This is a genomic window from Thermoanaerobaculia bacterium (genome assembly GCA_018057705.1).
GTDB lineage: Bacteria > Acidobacteriota > Thermoanaerobaculia > Multivoradales > JAGPDF01 > JAGPDF01.
In genome coordinates this window covers 22,450-38,128 of record JAGPDF010000010.1, presented here as the reverse complement: position 1 = coordinate 38,128, position 15,679 = coordinate 22,450, and the positions used below count along the sequence as shown (strand labels likewise).

The 15,679-nt window shown below is 68.7% G+C and carries 12 protein-coding genes; 6 read left to right on the top strand and 6 right to left on the bottom strand.

Features of this window, described 5'->3' with window-relative positions:
• Nucleotides 1–41 precede the first annotated feature (41 nt).
• The 5 genes from KBI44_04945 to KBI44_04925 all read right to left on the bottom strand — a co-directional run bounded on the left by KBI44_04945 (nt 42) and on the right by KBI44_04925 (nt 7,850).
• Complete coding sequence (locus tag KBI44_04945) at nt 42–1,439, bottom strand: hypothetical protein (protein ID MBP9143814.1); 1,398 nt, start codon at nt 1,437–1,439, stop codon at nt 42–44.
• The gene (locus tag KBI44_04940; protein ID MBP9143813.1) at nt 1,423–2,784 is read right to left on the bottom strand and encodes a DUF1501 domain-containing protein; all 1,362 of its coding nucleotides are present in this window, start codon (nt 2,782–2,784) and stop codon (nt 1,423–1,425) included. Before KBI44_04940 ends, KBI44_04945 begins: the two co-directional genes overlap by 17 nt.
• A gap of 11 nt (nt 2,785–2,795) precedes the next feature.
• On the bottom strand, nt 2,796–4,556 hold the full coding sequence (locus tag KBI44_04935; protein ID MBP9143812.1) for a DUF1800 domain-containing protein: 1,761 nt from the start codon (nt 4,554–4,556) through the stop codon (nt 2,796–2,798).
• A gap of 128 nt (nt 4,557–4,684) precedes the next feature.
• Nucleotides 4,685–6,061 carry a DUF1501 domain-containing protein gene (locus tag KBI44_04930; protein MBP9143811.1) on the bottom strand — a complete coding sequence of 459 codons (1,377 nt, stop codon included), beginning with the start codon at nt 6,059–6,061 and terminating at the stop codon, nt 4,685–4,687.
• 25 nt (nt 6,062–6,086) lie between these two features.
• On the bottom strand, nt 6,087–7,850 hold the full coding sequence (locus KBI44_04925) for a DUF1800 domain-containing protein (GenBank protein ID MBP9143810.1): 1,764 nt from the start codon (nt 7,848–7,850) through the stop codon (nt 6,087–6,089).
• Nucleotides 7,851–7,944: 94 nt separating this feature from the next.
• Between KBI44_04925 and gcvT the strand changes: the two genes are divergently transcribed.
• From gcvT to larB, 6 genes are read left to right on the top strand one after another with little or no spacing between them, the layout of a single operon-like run.
• The gene (gcvT, locus tag KBI44_04920; GenBank protein ID MBP9143809.1) at nt 7,945–9,051 is read left to right on the top strand and encodes a glycine cleavage system aminomethyltransferase GcvT; all 1,107 of its coding nucleotides are present in this window, start codon (nt 7,945–7,947) and stop codon (nt 9,049–9,051) included.
• 55 nt (nt 9,052–9,106) lie between these two features.
• Nucleotides 9,107–9,493 carry a glycine cleavage system protein GcvH gene (gene gcvH / locus KBI44_04915; protein MBP9143808.1) on the top strand — a complete coding sequence of 129 codons (387 nt, stop codon included), beginning with the start codon at nt 9,107–9,109 and terminating at the stop codon, nt 9,491–9,493.
• Complete coding sequence (gene gcvP / locus KBI44_04910) at nt 9,450–12,392, top strand: aminomethyl-transferring glycine dehydrogenase (GenBank protein ID MBP9143807.1); 2,943 nt, start codon at nt 9,450–9,452, stop codon at nt 12,390–12,392. The genes gcvH and gcvP overlap by 44 nt, the downstream gene beginning before the upstream one ends.
• Nucleotides 12,393–12,977, top strand: a complete 585-nt coding sequence (locus KBI44_04905; protein MBP9143806.1) for a TIGR00730 family Rossman fold protein — start codon at nt 12,393–12,395, stop codon at nt 12,975–12,977. It begins immediately after the preceding gene.
• A gap of 52 nt (nt 12,978–13,029) precedes the next feature.
• Entirely contained in the window at nt 13,030–13,839 is an 810-nt protein-coding gene (gene larE, locus KBI44_04900) for an ATP-dependent sacrificial sulfur transferase LarE (protein ID MBP9143805.1), read from the top strand.
• Nucleotides 13,836–14,624: a nickel pincer cofactor biosynthesis protein LarB gene (gene larB / locus KBI44_04895; protein MBP9143804.1), complete on the top strand. Its 789-nt coding sequence runs from the start codon at nt 13,836–13,838 to the stop codon at nt 14,622–14,624. The genes larE and larB overlap by 4 nt, the downstream gene beginning before the upstream one ends.
• Here larB and KBI44_04890 read toward each other — a convergent pair.
• Nucleotides 14,598–15,647: a LamG domain-containing protein gene (locus KBI44_04890; protein ID MBP9143803.1), complete on the bottom strand. Its 1,050-nt coding sequence runs from the start codon at nt 15,645–15,647 to the stop codon at nt 14,598–14,600. The genes larB and KBI44_04890 overlap by 27 nt on opposite strands.
• Between the last annotated feature and the right edge of the window lie 32 nt (nt 15,648–15,679).

Sequence of the window (15,679 nt, the reverse complement as noted above, 5' to 3'; positions counted from 1 at the left end):
TATTCGACCTGCGACCGGCGCTGGGCCCGACGCCGATGCCCTCAGGGGCAGGCGAAGGCGGAGGTGTCGGTGAACGCGGGGGAGGCGTGCCCCAGGAGGTTGCTGCGCGACCAGGTTTCCCCGGTCTCCGAGTCCGTCACCCTGACGGTATAGGCGACGTCGGTGGTCGCGGCGGCGTAGATCCAGAACTGCCCATTGAAGTCGCACCCGTCGATCACCTTCACCAGCATCTCCAGGTTCGACTCGCTGAAGAACCAGAAGAGTCCGGAGTCGGTGGTGAGTGGATGGGCGCTGCCGGCGCCCTGGTGACCTGTGTAATCGGTCCACTCGACACGCACGCCGAAGCGCTCCCGGTTGAGACAGAGGGTGCTCGAGCTCTCGACGCACGGCTCGGGGTCTGGCGGGGGAGGAGGCGGCGGAGGATCGCCCTCGGGCTGCCAGCCGAGGCGGACGACCTCGAAATCGGCGCCCTTCAGGGCGGCGAAGGCCGGATTCAGCATGTCGTTGTCCCAGCGGGTGTCGTAGGTGCCCGAGACGTAGAGGTCGCTACCGTTGTCGGCGACGATGAGCCCGTAGGTCTTCATCGCCTGGAAGATCCGGCGCAACGGCGGCGCGAAGGCGGAAAGGTCCTTCGCGGCCTTGAGGCGCAGGCGGGCGCCCATCGGCAGCGCGCCCGCGGTCCCTCCCGCTGCGTGCGAAGCCGGGAAGACGTAGCCGTTCGTGGCCCGCACGGTGACCCTGAAGGCGTGCCGGATCGGACCGTCTTCATTGGCCTCGTCGTAACGCACCAGTCCCGGGAGGATCGCCAGGCCGGCGGCATCGGCACTGGTCCAGCCTTCCGGGCGTCGACGGTTGGTGTCCAGAGGCCAGACGGCACCCGAGCCGCCGGTCCAGCGCTCTCCGTCCCAGTGCAGGTCGTAGAGCTCGAAGAGCAGCCGGTGGTCGCGATCGACGAGCAGCAGGTGCCGGTCGCCCCCCGGGTCGGCAGCTCCGGGGTAGCCGCCTTCGATCCACCTCGGTTGCGTCTTCGCCTGCTCGGGGATCGGATAGCCGGCGGGCCGGCCGGGAGCTCCAGGATCGCTCTCGTCGGGGTAGTAGAAATCGACCGCCACGAGCGGCTGGTTTCCCGGCACGGTGGAGTAGGGGATGCCGTAGATCTCCGGCTCCTCGGCGGCGTCCCCGCCGAAGTCCGGGTGCATTCCCCGGTTCACCCCGACGTACTGGAGGAAAGCGGCGCTCGCTGGGTCGACCGGCGCCTGCGAGACATCGACGTTCCACCAGTTGTCGGCCGGCAGGAGCGGGAGAGGTCCCGGCAAGGCGCCTCCCTGCGTCGGGCCCTGGGCGAGGGCGGTACCGAAGGCGCCGACCAAGAGGAGCGCGAGCGTCGCGAGATGCGCCGGAAAAGCCTGCGGGTGCCGCCGGTCAGGGAACGGCGGCATTCCAGGACGCCGTGTTGCCACTCTCGAAGCCGTCGTTGAACAGAATTGGCCGGACGAGACCCAGCGGCGAGTAGCCGACGTAGCCGGGGAAGACCTGCTGCCAGTTGGGATTCTCGAGCCGGCTGACGACGATCTCGGAGAGCACGCGGCGGAAATCCGTGGTGATGTCGAGGTCGGCGGCGTCGTAGAGCTGGTCGTTGGCGAGCCCCGGCCAGCTGCCATAGAGACCGCCGACGACCGGTCCACCCATGACGGTGATCACGCCGCCGTGGCCGTGGTCGGTCCCGGAATCGTTGTTCTCGCGGAATCGGCGGCCGAACTCGGACATCACGGCGACCGTCGTGCGACCCGCGTAGGCACTCGCGCCGGCGCCGTCGAGATCGGTGTAGAAGGCGGCGAGCGCCTGCGAGAGCTCCTGGATCTTCTCCCAGAAGAACTGTCCGTCGGCGGCGGTGCCCTGGCCGTTGTGGGTGTCCCAGCCGCCGAGGTCGAGGGTCGCCGCGCGCAGCCCCATGTCGAGCTTGATGAGCTGTGCGGTGAGCTTCAGCGAATCGCCGAAAGAACCGGAAGGGTAGACCGCGCCGTTCGCCGGTACGTAGGAGGAGAGCGTCGGGATGTTCTGCTCGATGAAGCCGGAGGCGTCGAGCGAGACCAGGCCCTGGGCGTAGCGCGGGTCCACGTCGCTGTGCAGATCGAGGATATTGCGCAGCGACGACTTCTGGGCGTCGCGCCAGGCCGACGGGCCGGTGTTGAAGAGAAAGTCGTCGCGGTTCGCGAAGGCAACGACGTTGGTGTCGGCGAGCCAGGCGCTCTGGATGGTCGAAGAGACCGCGATCCGTTGCACCATGGGCGTGTCCGCCGGCAGCCCCGGGCAGGTCAGGAAGTGGCGGGTGAGCCAGCCGTCGGTCGTACCGCCGTCGCCCGGCGTGCCGAGCTCCATCTGCGCCTGGTTGTCGAAGTGGCTGCGGCTGGAGGTGTCGAGGCCGGCGGCGTGGACGAATGCGACCTTGCCGTCCTGGAAGAGATTGTGCAGGCCGGTCGCTGCCGGGTGCAGCCCGAACTGGTTGCCGCCCATCGTCCCGAGGGGGAGCGCCGCGTTGGCTCCGGCCGCCGGGACCTTCAACACGGGGCGGGCGGTCTCGTAGTGGGCGCGATCGGGTCCGCCGGTCGGCATGACGAAGGAGAGCCCGTCCATGCCACCGCGCAGGAAGAGCACGATCAGGGTGTCGTGGTTGCCGACGATCATCGGATCGGCGAAGACCAGGCTGGTGAAACGGGCCGCGGCGACGTTGGCGATCGCGGCCGAGCAGCCCATCATGAAACCGCGGCGTGTGGGTCGGTACATGGCGGGCTCTCCTACTTCAGAAAGAATTCGGGCGTCATGAACATGAGGCCGACGAGGGCGCGCAGGCGCGCCCGCACCGAAGACGAGGCGTCGAGGTTCAGCTTCAGGGTCGGGCTGTTGCCCTGCGCCGTGAAATCGATCAGCTCGTCGCGCTGTTCCGGCTCGATGTCGCGCCGGAAAACCCGGCCGATCCAGAGGTCGACCAGTTCCTCCGAAGTCGCCTGGTGGGGCAGGGCGGGAAATGCGGCGTAGGTCTGGCCGAGGATGTCGAGCCGGAAGTCGTCCGTCGCGCTCGACCCGTCGATGTCCTGGTCGATGAGCCAGCTGCCGAGGCGCCAGCACTGCAGGCGTGTGTTGGTCCCCGACCAGAGCTCTTCGCGGTCGCCGTAGCCGTCGGGCGGCACGCGGGCGAAGAGGTTCTGTCCGGTCCTGCTCTGGCGTGAGAGGAAGCTCGAGGTGTCCGACTCGACGGTGAGCGGGTCCTGGTTCGAATAGCCGAAATTCCAGTTGGCGTTGGCGGCGCGCATCGCGCTCACCGAGAACTCGACCGGCCGCTTGATCTTCTCGCCCCAGGTGGTCTTGAACTCGTCCGACAGCAGGATCGCTTCGTAGACCTGCTTCAACTGATCGGGGGCCTGCCACTGCGCCGTGAAGAGGTCGCCGATCGCCTCGACGAGGGCCTGCGGTGGCTCGTCGGAGATCAGGCGGCGGCAGAGCTTGCGCGCCACGTACCGGCCGGTCCCGGGGTGGGCGGCGAGCATGGTGAGGACGTCTTCACCGTCCTTTTCGTCGGCCTGGTTCGGCTGGATGTTGACCTGGCCGAACGACAGCACGGCCTTCTGGAAGATGTCGTGATTGCCCGCCGAATAGAGGAAGGTACCGAGCGTGCTCGAGACGCCCCAGCCGGTGAAGGCGCGCGCCGTCTCGTAGACGTCGTTGTCGACGTAGCCGGCGGGAATCGCATCTCCGGCGCTTGCCGTGCCGGCCGGCCAGACGACGCCCTCCCACACCGGGACCTGGTCCTGCGAACCGACGCCATAGTAGTTCTCGGCGCCCAGCGTCATGAGCTCGAAGAGCTCGCGCGCCCAGTTCTCGTTCGGGCCGTTCCGCGTGTTGGTGTAGTTGTCGAGGTAGTAGAGCATCGAGGTGCTGCGCGTCACGGCCTCGAGCATGGTGCGGAAGTTGCCGAAGATGCTGGGGCGGATGACGTCGCGGTCGTAGTGGACGAACGTCTCCTGGGTGTACATCTCGAAGCCGTAGATGTTGAAGTGGTTCAGCCAGAAGTCGGCCAGCACCTCGCGCAGCTGCCACTTGCTGTAGACCATGCGCAGGTAGGTGTTGAGGCGCGTCTCCTCCACCGGGCGGCCGCGCTGCGTGCCGCCGGTCTGGTGGTCCTGCCAGAGTTGGGTGAGCGACTTGCCGAGAGTGGTGAAACCGGGATTCGGATAGCCGGCGAGGCCGTTGCGACGCTGGTGGTACTCGGTGTCGTTGGCCGCGACCGGGTCGGGGTTGAGCTGCTGCGCGACATAGGCTGCGAGCCGGGCGTCGTCGTCGGCGCCAAGAGCATTGAAGGCCGCGACGTCGCCCGGGCGCGGCCCGAAGCCCATGCGGTTCAGGGCGACGATCGCGAGGCCGGGATAGACGAGCGGTGCCCGCGTCCGGGCCGGTCGGACCTTTCCGGAGCTCGGGCGTTCGAGGGGGGGGAGTGAGGTGAGGAGCTCCCGGCGCGAGGGCCGGGGCCGATGGCGGGGGAAGGCGTTGGCGTTCGGCACGAGGGCTCTCCCGGCGAATTCGTCACGTTCCGTTGGAAAGGGCAAGGCTAATCTGCCCGGGCGCGGCCGGAGAATGAATCAATTCACACACCGACGGGATGGGCCTCCGCGGCTGGAGCGCCGGCCGTTCAGCCGGCGACGACGCTCCACCGGCTGGGGTCACCGCCCTCGAAGTCGTCGGTGAAGAGGTCGGCGCCGACCGGCGGAAAGTCGACTCCGGCGACGACGCCGAGCGGACTGTAGGCCTGATAGCCGGGGAAGACCGTGCCGAGGTGCGGGTTGCCCAGGCGGCGAATCAGGATCTCCGAGAGGACGCGCCGGAAGTCGGTCGTGACCTCGACATCGCCGTCGTTCAGCTGGCCCTCGGCGAGACCCGGCCAGGTGCCGTGCAGTCCGCCGATGGCGTTGCCCGACAGGACGAGCATGTTGTTGCCGTGCCCATGGTCGGTGCCGGCGTCGGCGTTCTCGGCGAAGCGCCTGCCGAATTCGCTCATCACGACGACGGTCAGGCGCTGGGTGTAGTTCGCCGCGCCGGCGCCATCGAGGTCGGCATAGAGGGCGGCCAGGCCCTGCGACAGCTCCTCGACCAGCCCGGCGTACATTCCTCCGCCGGCATTGCCCTGGTTCTCGTGCGTGTCCCAACCCCCCAGGTCGAGCGTCGCGACGCGCAGGCCGAGGTCGAGCTTCACCATCTGCGCGATCGTCTGGAGGTTCTCGCCGAACCAGGTCTGCGGGTAGACGGCGCCGTTCGCCGGCGTGTAGGCGCCGCTGGCGTAGAGCTCGACGATGTCGACCGCATCGAGGGCCTGCAGGCCTGCCTGATGTAGCCAGCTCGCGCCGCCGCCGTAGAGGTGGCGCAGAGCCGTGCGCTGCGGGCTCCGCCAGGCCCAGGGACCGGTCGAAAGGGAGAACGAATCGACGCTCGCGAGGTTGATGGTGTCGTAGCTCGCGAGCAGCGAGATGGTCTGGGTGCCACCCACCGCGAGCGACGGCATGATGATCTCGGACGGCAGATTGGTCGCCGACTGGAAGTGGCGCGTCAGCCAGCCGTTGGTGATGTTGCTGACCCCGGGGGTGCCCAACTCCATCCAGTTCATCGAGTCGAAGTGGCTGCGCTCGTTGGCCGCCATGCCGCAGGCGGTGACCACCGCGAGCCTGCCGTCCTGGAAGAGCTCGTGCAGCCCCGCCGCTCCCGGGTGAAGGCCGAAGCTGGTCCCTCCGAGCGTGCCGAGCGGGAGAGCAGCGCCGGGTCCGGAGATCGGCAGGCGCAGGTTGGGTCGCGCCTGTTCGTAGAACTGCCGGTCGTTCGAGGCCCCGCCGGTCGGGACGACGAGGTTGAGCCCGTCCTGGCCGCCGCGCAGGAAGAGCACGACGAGGATCTCGTCGTTCGACCCACCACCGCCGCTCCCCTGGGCGAAGGCGAACGAGTTGAAGCGCGAACCGGCGAGGCTCGCGATGGCGGTGGAACAGCCGACCAGGAATCCCCGGCGTGTAGGCGAACACATTGCTGGATCTCCTTGCCTCGCGCCGTCAGCGCCAGAGGAATTCGGGCGACATGAGCATCAGCCCGACGAGGCTGCGCAGGCGGTCCTGGGTGTAGTCGGGCCAGTCGTTGGTGTGGATGGGAAGCGCGAACGTCGGATTGTGCCCGGCGGCCATGAAATCGACCAGCTCGCCCCGGTCGGCGGCGGCGAGCGCCCGGCCGAAGATGCGCGCGATCCAGAAGTCGACGATCGCTTCGGCCGATCGCGCCGGCGAGGCGAGGGTCGCGTCGACGATGCTCAGGAAGCGGTCGTTGTCGTCCTGGTCCGCCTCGACGAGCCAGTTCACCAGCCGCCAGAGGGCGACGCGCGGATTGGCGCTCTGCCAGGCGCCGCGGACGTCCGGATAGCCGTTCGGCGGATGCCAGGCGAAGAGCGCCTGTCCGCCGGCCTCGAAGAACCAGTGAAAGCTGTTGACCGCGTCCTCGTCGGCCAGGAAAGTCGTGAACGGGAAGTTCGCACCACCGGCCCGCAGGGCGGAGGCGGCGATCTCGAACGGCCGCTTCACCTTCTCGCCCCAGGTGGTGCGGAACTCGTTCGACAGCACGATGTGGCGGACGACCTGGCGGATCTGGTCCGGGGCCTGCCACTGGGCGGTGAAGAGCGCGCCCGCGGAGTCGACGAGCGACTGCGGCGGGAAGTCGCCCACCAATCGGCGGCAGAGCTTGCGGGCGATGAAGCGGCCGGCGGCGGGGTGGGAGGCAAGGCGGTCGAGCACCGCTGCGCCGTCGCTGGCGGCAGTGCCGCCGCCGGGGATCGACGTCCCCAGCACCTGCTTCGGCAGCGTATCGTGCGCCTCGTCGCAATAGAAGAAGTGACCGTCGTTGTCGAGACCTTCGGGACAGTCCCACTGCACCCAGTCGATGGCGAAGGTCCAGCCGGTGAGGGCGCGCGCCACGTCCACGACGTCCGCCTGGCAATAGCCGGTGGGGTTGGGGTAACCGGGCACCTGCTCGCGCGGCAGATTGCCGTGGGAGTTCTCGGCACCAAGGCAGTGGAGCTCGATCATTTCGCGGGCGAAGTTCTCGTTCGACCCGACCGGATTCCCATCGAGATCGGCGGCGAAATTGATGTAGTTGTCGAGGTAGACGAGCATCGCCGGCGACTTCACCACGGCTTCGAGCATCTGCCGGAAGTTCCCCAGCGCGTGGGCGCGAATGACGTCGCGATCGTGGTGCACCCAGAGAGGGGCCTCGATGAACTCCCAGGCGTAGACATTGAAGTGGTTGTGCCAGAAATCGACCAGGACCTCGAAGAGCTGGCGCTTCGAATAGACCGCACGGGTCCAGGTCGCGAGCTCGGTCTCGGTGGCAGGGCGGATGCGCTCGTACCACTCCGGGTCGGCGACGTGATGGTCGAGGAAGAGCTGCGTCAGGCTCTTGCCGAGCGTGCTGAAGCCGCTCGCCGCGATTCGGGCGTCGCAGGCGGCGTCGGGGAGCGTCGCCGGGGCGAGTTGCTGATCGACCCAGGCGGTGAGCCGCTGGAGGTCGTTGCCGCCCAGGGCGTTGAAAGCTGCGATATCGCCCGCGGTCGGGCCGAAGGCCAGCCGGGTGAGCGCCAGGACTGCCAGGGCCGGAGGTGTGAGGGACTCCTCCCCGGGTCCTTCCGGGCCTTCCGGGCGGCGCATCTCGCGGGCCGGCCGATAGGCGTCCCCGGAAAGCGGAAGGAGGAGGCTGCGCCGCGACCGGCCGGCCGGAGCCGATGGCGCTGGCGCAGGGCGGCGACGACGCTCCCGGCTCGGATGAACGTTCATGAGACCGGGAACCCTACTTTGGGGTAGGTCCTCCGCGAAGTGAGCAGCATCACAGGCTGCCGGTGGATTCCCGCCGCGATATAGTTTCCACGATATGTCCGCCGACCCGATTCTTCGCCGCACGCCGCTCTACGAAGCTCATGTTGCCGCCGGTGGGAAGATCGTCGATTTCGCCGGCTGGGAGATGCCCGTGCAGTACCAGGGGCTGATCGACGAACATCGCGCGGTGCGCACGGCGGCCGGTCTCTTCGACTGCTCGCACATGGGGGAGTTCGCGATCGCCGGGCCGGGTGCCCTGGCGTTCGTGCAGAGCTTCACGCCGAACGATGTGTCGAAGCTCGCCCTCGGGCGTATCCACTACAGCGCGCTGCTCACCCCCGAAGGCACCTTCATCGACGACCTGCTGGTCTACCGCATGGGGGATGAGGAGTTCATGCTGGTCGTGAACGCCTCGAACATCGAGGGCGACTTCGCCTGGGTCGCGTCGCTGCCGCGCCCCGCGAGCGTGACCCTCGAGAACCGCTCCGACCAGTTCGCCCTGCTCGCGTTGCAGGGTCCACGCTCGGTCGCGATCCTGCAGCCGCTCACCGCGACGCCACTCGCACCGATCAAGTACTACGGCTTCGCGCACGGTGAAGTCGCCGGCCGGAAGGCGATCCTCTCGCGCACCGGATACACCGGAGAGGATGGCTTCGAGATCTTCGTCGCACCGCAGGATGCGATGGATCTCTGGCGGGCGCTGTTCGCCGCCGGCGGGCCGGCCGGCCTGGTGCCGGCGGGGCTCGGAGCCCGCGACACCCTGCGCCTCGAGGCCGGCATGGCGCTCTACGGCCATGAGATCGACCGCGCGACGACTCCGTGGGACGCCCGGCTGGACTGGACGGTGAAGCTCGAGAAGGGTGACTTCATCGGCCGTTCCGCGCTGGTCGCTGCGCGGGCGCGCGGCGAGAGCCGCCATCTGGTCGGCTACGAGGTCGAGTCGCGCGGCATCGCCCGCCAGGGCTGCGCGATCATGAAGGATGGACAGCAGGTGGGGGTCGTGACCAGCGGAACCTGGAGCCCCACCTTCGAGAAGGCGCTCGGCATGGCCTATGTTCCGGTCGCGATGGCCGCGGTCGGCACTGGCGTAGAGATCGACGTGCGCGGCAAGCTCCTGCAGGCCCGCGTCACCGCCCTGCCGTTCTACAAGCGATCACGCTAGCGCATCCCGAGTACGAGAAGGGCGCGGCGCAACCAGCTCCAGGAGGGAGACTGAAATGTATCCGGAAGACTATCGCTACACGACGGAACACGAATGGGTGCGGGTCGAAGACGACATCGCCGTACTCGGGGTCACGGACTTCGCCCAGAAGGAGTTGGGAGAGGTCGTCTTCGTCGAGCTGCCGCAGGTCGGGCATGTCTACGACGCCGGCGACGAGATCGGTACGATCGAGTCGGTCAAGGCGGTCGCCGAGGTCTTCACCCCGATCGCCGGCGAGATCGTCGAGGTCAACGAGGCGTTGGCCGACGACCCGGAGCTGATCAACGAGGACCCGCACGTCGACGGCTGGCTGGTCAAGGTGCGCTATTCCGCCTCCTCGGACCTCGACAGCCTGATGGATGCCGAGGCCTACGGCGAGTTCGTGCAGCAGGGGAAGCACTGAGTTGTTCGAGCCGCTCGACACCTTCGTCCGCCGCCATATCGGATCGAACGACGCGGAGATCGGCGAAATGCTCCAGGCGCTCGGCCTGGACTCGATCGATGCGCTCGTAGCGGAGACCGTCCCGGCGTCGATTCGCGCCGCCCGGTCGCTCGCGATCGATGCCTCCGGTCGAAACCGGGCGCCCGGCGAGCAGGAGATGCTCGACCGGCTCCAGACTCTCGCAGCGCGCAACCGGCGCTCACGCTCCTACCTCGGACTCGGGTACCACGCGTCGCGCATGCCCGGCGTCATCCAGCGGAACATCCTCGAGAATCCGGGCTGGTACACCCAGTACACGCCCTACCAGGCCGAGATCGCGCAAGGACGTCTGGAGGCGCTGCTCAACTTCCAGACCATGATCGCCGACCTGACCGCGCTGCCGATTTCGAACGCCTCGCTTCTCGACGAGGCCACCGCGGCGGCCGAGGCGATGCACATGTGCGCCGCGATCCATCCGCACCTCGAGAAGATCGAGCGGCCGGTGTTCTTCGTCGACCGCGCCTGCCATCCGCAGACGATCGCCGTCGTCCAGACGCGAGCCCGGGCGGTGGGTATCGAGATCGAGACCGGCGATCCCTTCCAGTGCGATTTCGCTGGCGGACGGATCTTCGGAGTGCTGGTGCAGTACCCGACCACCGAGGGCAAAGTCCTCGACTACGCCCCGCTCGCCGACCTCGCCCATTCCGGTAACGCCCTCATGGTCGTCGCAGCCGATCTGCTGGCGCTCACGCTCCTGCGGGCTCCGGGGGAGTTCGGCGCCGACATCGCTGTCGGCTCGACGCAGCGCTTCGGGCTGCCGATGGGATACGGCGGACCTCACGCCGCCTTCATGTCGGTGCGCGACGAGTACAAGCGCCAGATGCCCGGACGGATCATCGGCATGTCGAAGGACAGCGCCGGAAATCCCGCCATCCGCATGGCGCTGCAGACGCGCGAACAGCACATCCGGCGCGAGAAGGCGACCTCCAACATCTGCACCGCGCAGGTGCTGCCGGCGATCCTCGCGTCGATGTACGCCGTCTATCACGGCCCCGAAGGACTACGAGCGATCGCGATGCGCATTCACCAAATGACGGTGGCGCTCGCCGAAGGTCTCCGGCGCGCCGGCCACACGCTGGCGGAGGAGCCGTTCTTCGACACCCTCTCCGTCGAGCTCAATGCAGCGGCCGGCGGCGACGCCGACGGCCTGCTTGGCGACGCCTCGCGGCGCGGCATCAACCTGCGCAAGCTCGGCCCCCGCAGTGTGGGCATCTCGCTCGACGAGACCGTTGGCGCCGACGACATCGCCGACCTGCTCGACCTCTTCGGTACCGATCCGCAGGCTCTCGAAGCCCTCGCCGCTGTCGCCGCCCGCTCCGCGATTCCTGCGCCGCATGCGCGCACCTCGGAGATCCTCGCCCATCCGGTCTTCCACCGCTACCACACCGAGCACGAGATGCTGCGCTACCTGCGGCGGCTGGAGTCGCGCGACCTCTCCCTCGCGCACTCGATGATCGCCCTGGGCTCGTGCACGATGAAGCTCAACGCGACCTCCGAGATGGTCCCGCTGTCGTGGCCCGACCTCGCCGATCTGCACCCGTTCGCGCCGACGGAGGAGGCCCAGGGCTATGCCCAGATGCTCTCCGACCTCGAACGGTGGCTTTGCGAGGTCACCGGCTTCGCGGCGGTCTCGCTGCAGCCGAACGCAGGCAGCCAGGGGGAGTACACCGGCCTCCTCGTGATCCGGGCCTTCCACGAGATGCGCGGCGAGGGGCATCGCAATGTGTGCCTGATTCCGGTCTCGGCACACGGCACCAACCCGGCCTCGGCGGTGATGGCCGGGATGAAGGTCGTAGCGGTCGCGTGCGACGAGCACGGCAACATCGACATTGCCGACCTCGAAGCGCGCGCCGCCGAACACGCCGCTCAACTCGCCGCGATCATGGTGACCTACCCCTCGACGCACGGTGTGTTCGAGGAGTCGATCGGCCGGCTGTGCGAGATCGTGCACGCCCATGGCGGCCAGGTCTACCTCGACGGCGCCAACATGAACGCCCAGGTCGGACTCTGCCGGCCCGGCGACTACGGTGCCGACGTCTGCCACCTGAACCTGCACAAGACGTTCTGCATCCCGCACGGCGGCGGCGGTCCGGGCATGGGCCCGATCGGCGTCGCCCGGCATCTCGCTCCCTTCCTGCCCGGACATCCGCTGGTGCGCTGCGGTGGCGAGCAGGCGATCGGCCCGGTGGCAGCGGCGCCCTGGGGGAGCGCGCTGATCCTGGCGATTCCATGGATGTACATCGCCATGATGGGCGGCGACGGTCTCGAGCGCGCTACGCAGGTGGCGATCCTCAACGCCAACTACATGGCCGCCCGCCTCGGTGCGCACTTCCCGGTGCTCTACCGCGGCGCCAACGGGCGCGTCGCGCACGAGTTCATCCTCGACCTGCGTCCGTTCAAGGCGAGCGCCGGAATCGAGGCCGAAGATGTCGCCAAACGACTCATGGACTTCGGTTTCCACGCCCCGACCATGTCGTTCCCCGTACCCGGGACGCTGATGATCGAGCCGACCGAGAGCGAGTCGAAGCGCGAGCTCGACCGCTTTTGCGAAGCGATGATCGCCATCCGCGAGGAGATCCGCGCGGTCGAAGACGGCAGGATCGACCGCAAGAACAACCCGCTCAAGAACGCCCCGCACACCGCCGCGGTCATCGCCGGCGAGAGCTGGGATCGTCCGTATACACGCGGGCAGGCGATCTTCCCGCGCGAGTGGGTGCGGGACGGCAAGTTCTTTCCGGCTGTCGGCCGGATCGACAACGTCTACGGCGATCGCAACCTCGTCTGCCTCTGTCCTCCCGTGGAGGAGTACGCGGGCCGCTGAATGAAGAGCCTCGGCGTCTTCTGCGGGTCGCATGCCGGTCGCGGCGAGATCTACCGCACGGCGGCGGCTCAGTTCGGGCGGGAGGTGGCGCGGCGAGGCATCACGATCGTCTACGGCGGCGGCAACGTCGGTCTCATGGGTGTCCTCGCGGACGCCGCGCTCGCAACCGGGGGAAGGGTGGTCGGCGTGCTGCCCCGCTTCCTGATGGATCGCGAGGTTGGGCATGCCGGACTGTCGGAGCTGCATCTCGTCGACTCGATGCACGAGCGCAAGGCGAAGATGGCCGAGCTGTCCGACGCTTTCGTCGCACTGCCCGGCGGGCTGGGGACGCTCGAGGAGATCTTCGAAGCGTGGACCTGGGTCGTGCTAGGGCTGCAGCAGAAGCCGTGCGGGCTGCTCACCGTCGGCAATTACTACGATCCCCTGCTGGCGTTTCTCGATCGCGCCGTGGAGGAGGGCTTCGTCAGCCCGGGACATCGCGGGCTGCTCAAGGTGGCGAACGACCCCGCCGTCCTGCTGTCGAAGCTCGCGAGCGCCGGCCGGCCGCCCCTGTCGCCACCGGCTGCCGACGAGAGCCGCCTCTGAACCGGGCGGCGGCGGACAGCGGCCGGACGGCAGCCGGGCTACACTGCGGCGGATGAACGAGCACGCCCTTCGCCTCCGCCGGGGGATCGAGCAGGACCTCGCCGCGGGTGGTCCGTTGCTGGTCGCGTTCTCGGGCGGCGTCGATTCCGCGGTGGTCGCAGCGCTCGCGGCGCGCGCTCTCGGCGGGCGGGCGCTGGCAGTGACCGCAGCGGCGGAGACCCTCGCCGGAGCCGAGCTCGACCAGGCGCGGGCGCTCGCCATCGAGATCGGCATCGCACACGAGGTCGTAACCTATTCCGAGCTCGACGACCCCGAGTACGTGGCCAATCCCGCCTGGCGCTGCTATGTGTGCCAGGGGATGCGCATGAGGACGATGGTCCGCCTGGCACGCGAACGGGGTATCTCGCGGGTCTGCGATGGCACCAACGCCTCGGATCCCGGGCCGGCCCGGCCCGGCCTCCGCGCGGTGCGCGAGCAGGGTGTCGAGAGTCCGCTGCTCGCCCACGGCGTGACCAAGGAGCTGGTGCGCGAGATCGCGCGCGGCCTCGGCCTCTCGGCCTGGGACCGGCCTGCGAATGCCTGCCTGTCGTCGCGGATCCCGCACGGGCAGGCGGTGACTCTGGCCAAGCTGCGTCGGGTCGAGCGCGCCGAGAGCCTGTTGCTGGCGCGCGGCTTCCGGGTGGTGCGGGTCCGGCACGATGAGGCCAGCGCCCGCGTCGAGGTGGGCGGCGACGAGGTGAGTCGGCTGGCGTCGATCTGGCGGGAGCTGGTGCCCGATCTCCTCGCGCTCGGATTCCGCGGCGCGACACTCGAGCCCGCGGGGTACCGCAGCGGTGGCGCCGACCGGCTTGCCGGCGCATGAAGCCGCAACGACTCAAGGAACTGCTCGAAGAGGTCGCCTCCGGCCTGCGATCGCCGGCGGAGGCACTCGCCGACCTGGCCGAGCTGCCGTTCGCCGATCTCGATTTCGCCAGGCTCGACCTCCACCGCGAGCTGCGCACGGGGCATCCGGAGGTGGTGTACGGCGAGGGCAAGCGCTGGGAGGATCTCGTTGCAATCTGTCGCCGCTTTGCAGCGGCGCACGGCCGCTTTCTGGTGACCCGGCTCGCGAGCGAGGCCGGACTTCGACTCGCGTCGGAGTTCGCCGGAGCGATCCATCACGAACGGGCGCGCATCGTCACGCTGGGGAGCGAGCCCCGGAGCGAGGCGGGCGAGATCGCTCTCCTCGCCGCCGGGACTTCCGATCTGCCGGTAGCGGAGGAGGCTGCGGTCTGCCTCGAGCACTTCGGCCACCGGGTCGAGCGCTTCACCGACGTCGGCGTCGCCGGCCTGCATCGCCTGCTCGACCGCCTGCCGGCCCTGCGGCGCGCACAGGTCGTCATCGCAGTCGCCGGCATGGACGGCGCCCTGGCGGCGCTCGCCGCCGGCCTGGTCGCTGCCCCGGTCGTCGCTGTGCCGACGAGCGTGGGCTACGGCGCCGCGTTCGGCGGTCTCGCGCCACTTCTCACGATGCTCAACTCGTGCGCGCCGGGCGTCGCCGTGGTCAACATCGACAACGGCTTCGGCGCGGCAATCGTGGCGAGCCGCATCGTGAGGTCGCTGCCGCCGTCGCCTCCGTCCTCAGGGACAGGTCGCGAAGGCGCCTGAGTCGGTGACCGCCGGCGCCGGCGCGCCGGGATAGTTGAAATAGGTCTTCGAGGCGCCGCCGGAGACGTCGGTGACCGTCATGCGATAGAAGACATCGGTGGTCGCCGCGGAGTAGATCCAGTAGCGGTCGTTCAGGCCGCAGGCGTTGACGGACTTCACCAGGATCTCCCAATTCAGCGGATGGAAGAACCAGAAGAGCCCTGATTCGTCGGTGCCGCAGCCGGCGACCGTGCCGACGCCCGTACCGCTGGCGGTGCGCCATTCGACGCTCACCGCGAAGCGCCCGTCGAGGCAGAGCGTGGTGGCGTTGGGGACACAGAACGGCGCGACCGGGAAGGTGAGGTAACCGGGTCCGCCGATGCCGTTGCCGTCATGGTCCCCGGTGACGTCGTCCTCGTTGGCGTCGAGTCCCCAGGTCGCGACCAGTCCGGCCGTGTCGGCGAGGATCGCTTCGTTGATGGCGTCGCGCAGCTGCTGCGTGGTGCGCGCCACGTTCCACAGCCGGACCTCGTCGATCGCGCCCGCCGGGGTGTACTGCCAGGAGACGTCGCCGGCGATGCGCAGCGCGGCTGTGCTGGTCGTGGGAGCGTCGGCCTGGGCGAACGAGGCGACCACCTCGCCGTTGATGTAGTGGCGGCGCGTCGTTCCGTCCCAGGTGACCGCGACATGGGTCCACTTTCCTGCCGGAACGACGCCGCCGTCGCGGCTGGAGCCGGAGCCGCGCAGGTAGCTTCTGAGCGTCGTACCGCAGACGCCGATCCACCAGGCCTGCGTGTAGTCCTTGCCCGCGATGCTCGTGCAGCCGTCACTGTCGGTGATCGCGACCCAGGCTTCGAAAGTGAAGCCGTCGGTCGGATTGAGACTCGAAGAGTGCGGCACCGAGATGTAGGTGGAGTTGGCGCCGGAGAGCGCCAGCCAGGCGCCGTAGGGCTGGGCGGCGATCGGCCCGGCGACCAGGCCCAGGGCGAGGGTCAGAAGAAGGACGGGTAACGAGCTGCGCAATCCACGGACAGAAGTCGACATGGCGGGCTCTCCTTTCGAGCGGTAGGTTGATG

Excerpts from the sequence above, each read along its gene's own strand:
- gcvH (MBP9143808.1), top strand. The coding sequence starts at position 9,107 with ATGTATCCGGAAGACTATCGCTACACGACGGAACACGAATGGGTGCGG.
- KBI44_04940 (MBP9143813.1), bottom strand. The coding sequence starts at position 2,784 with ATGTACCGACCCACACGCCGCGGTTTCATGATGGGCTGCTCGGCCGCG.
- gcvT (MBP9143809.1), top strand. The coding sequence starts at position 7,945 with ATGTCCGCCGACCCGATTCTTCGCCGCACGCCGCTCTACGAAGCTCAT.
- KBI44_04925 (MBP9143810.1), bottom strand. The coding sequence starts at position 7,850 with ATGAACGTTCATCCGAGCCGGGAGCGTCGTCGCCGCCCTGCGCCAGCG.
- KBI44_04930 (MBP9143811.1), bottom strand. The coding sequence starts at position 6,061 with ATGTGTTCGCCTACACGCCGGGGATTCCTGGTCGGCTGTTCCACCGCC.
- KBI44_04945 (MBP9143814.1), bottom strand. The coding sequence starts at position 1,439 with ATGCCGCCGTTCCCTGACCGGCGGCACCCGCAGGCTTTTCCGGCGCAT.
- KBI44_04890 (MBP9143803.1), bottom strand. The coding sequence starts at position 15,647 with ATGTCGACTTCTGTCCGTGGATTGCGCAGCTCGTTACCCGTCCTTCTT.
- larE (MBP9143805.1), top strand. The coding sequence starts at position 13,030 with ATGAACGAGCACGCCCTTCGCCTCCGCCGGGGGATCGAGCAGGACCTC.
- gcvP (MBP9143807.1), top strand. The coding sequence starts at position 9,450 with ATGCCGAGGCCTACGGCGAGTTCGTGCAGCAGGGGAAGCACTGAGTTG.
- KBI44_04905 (MBP9143806.1), top strand. The coding sequence starts at position 12,393 with ATGAAGAGCCTCGGCGTCTTCTGCGGGTCGCATGCCGGTCGCGGCGAG.
- larB (MBP9143804.1), top strand. The coding sequence starts at position 13,836 with ATGAAGCCGCAACGACTCAAGGAACTGCTCGAAGAGGTCGCCTCCGGC.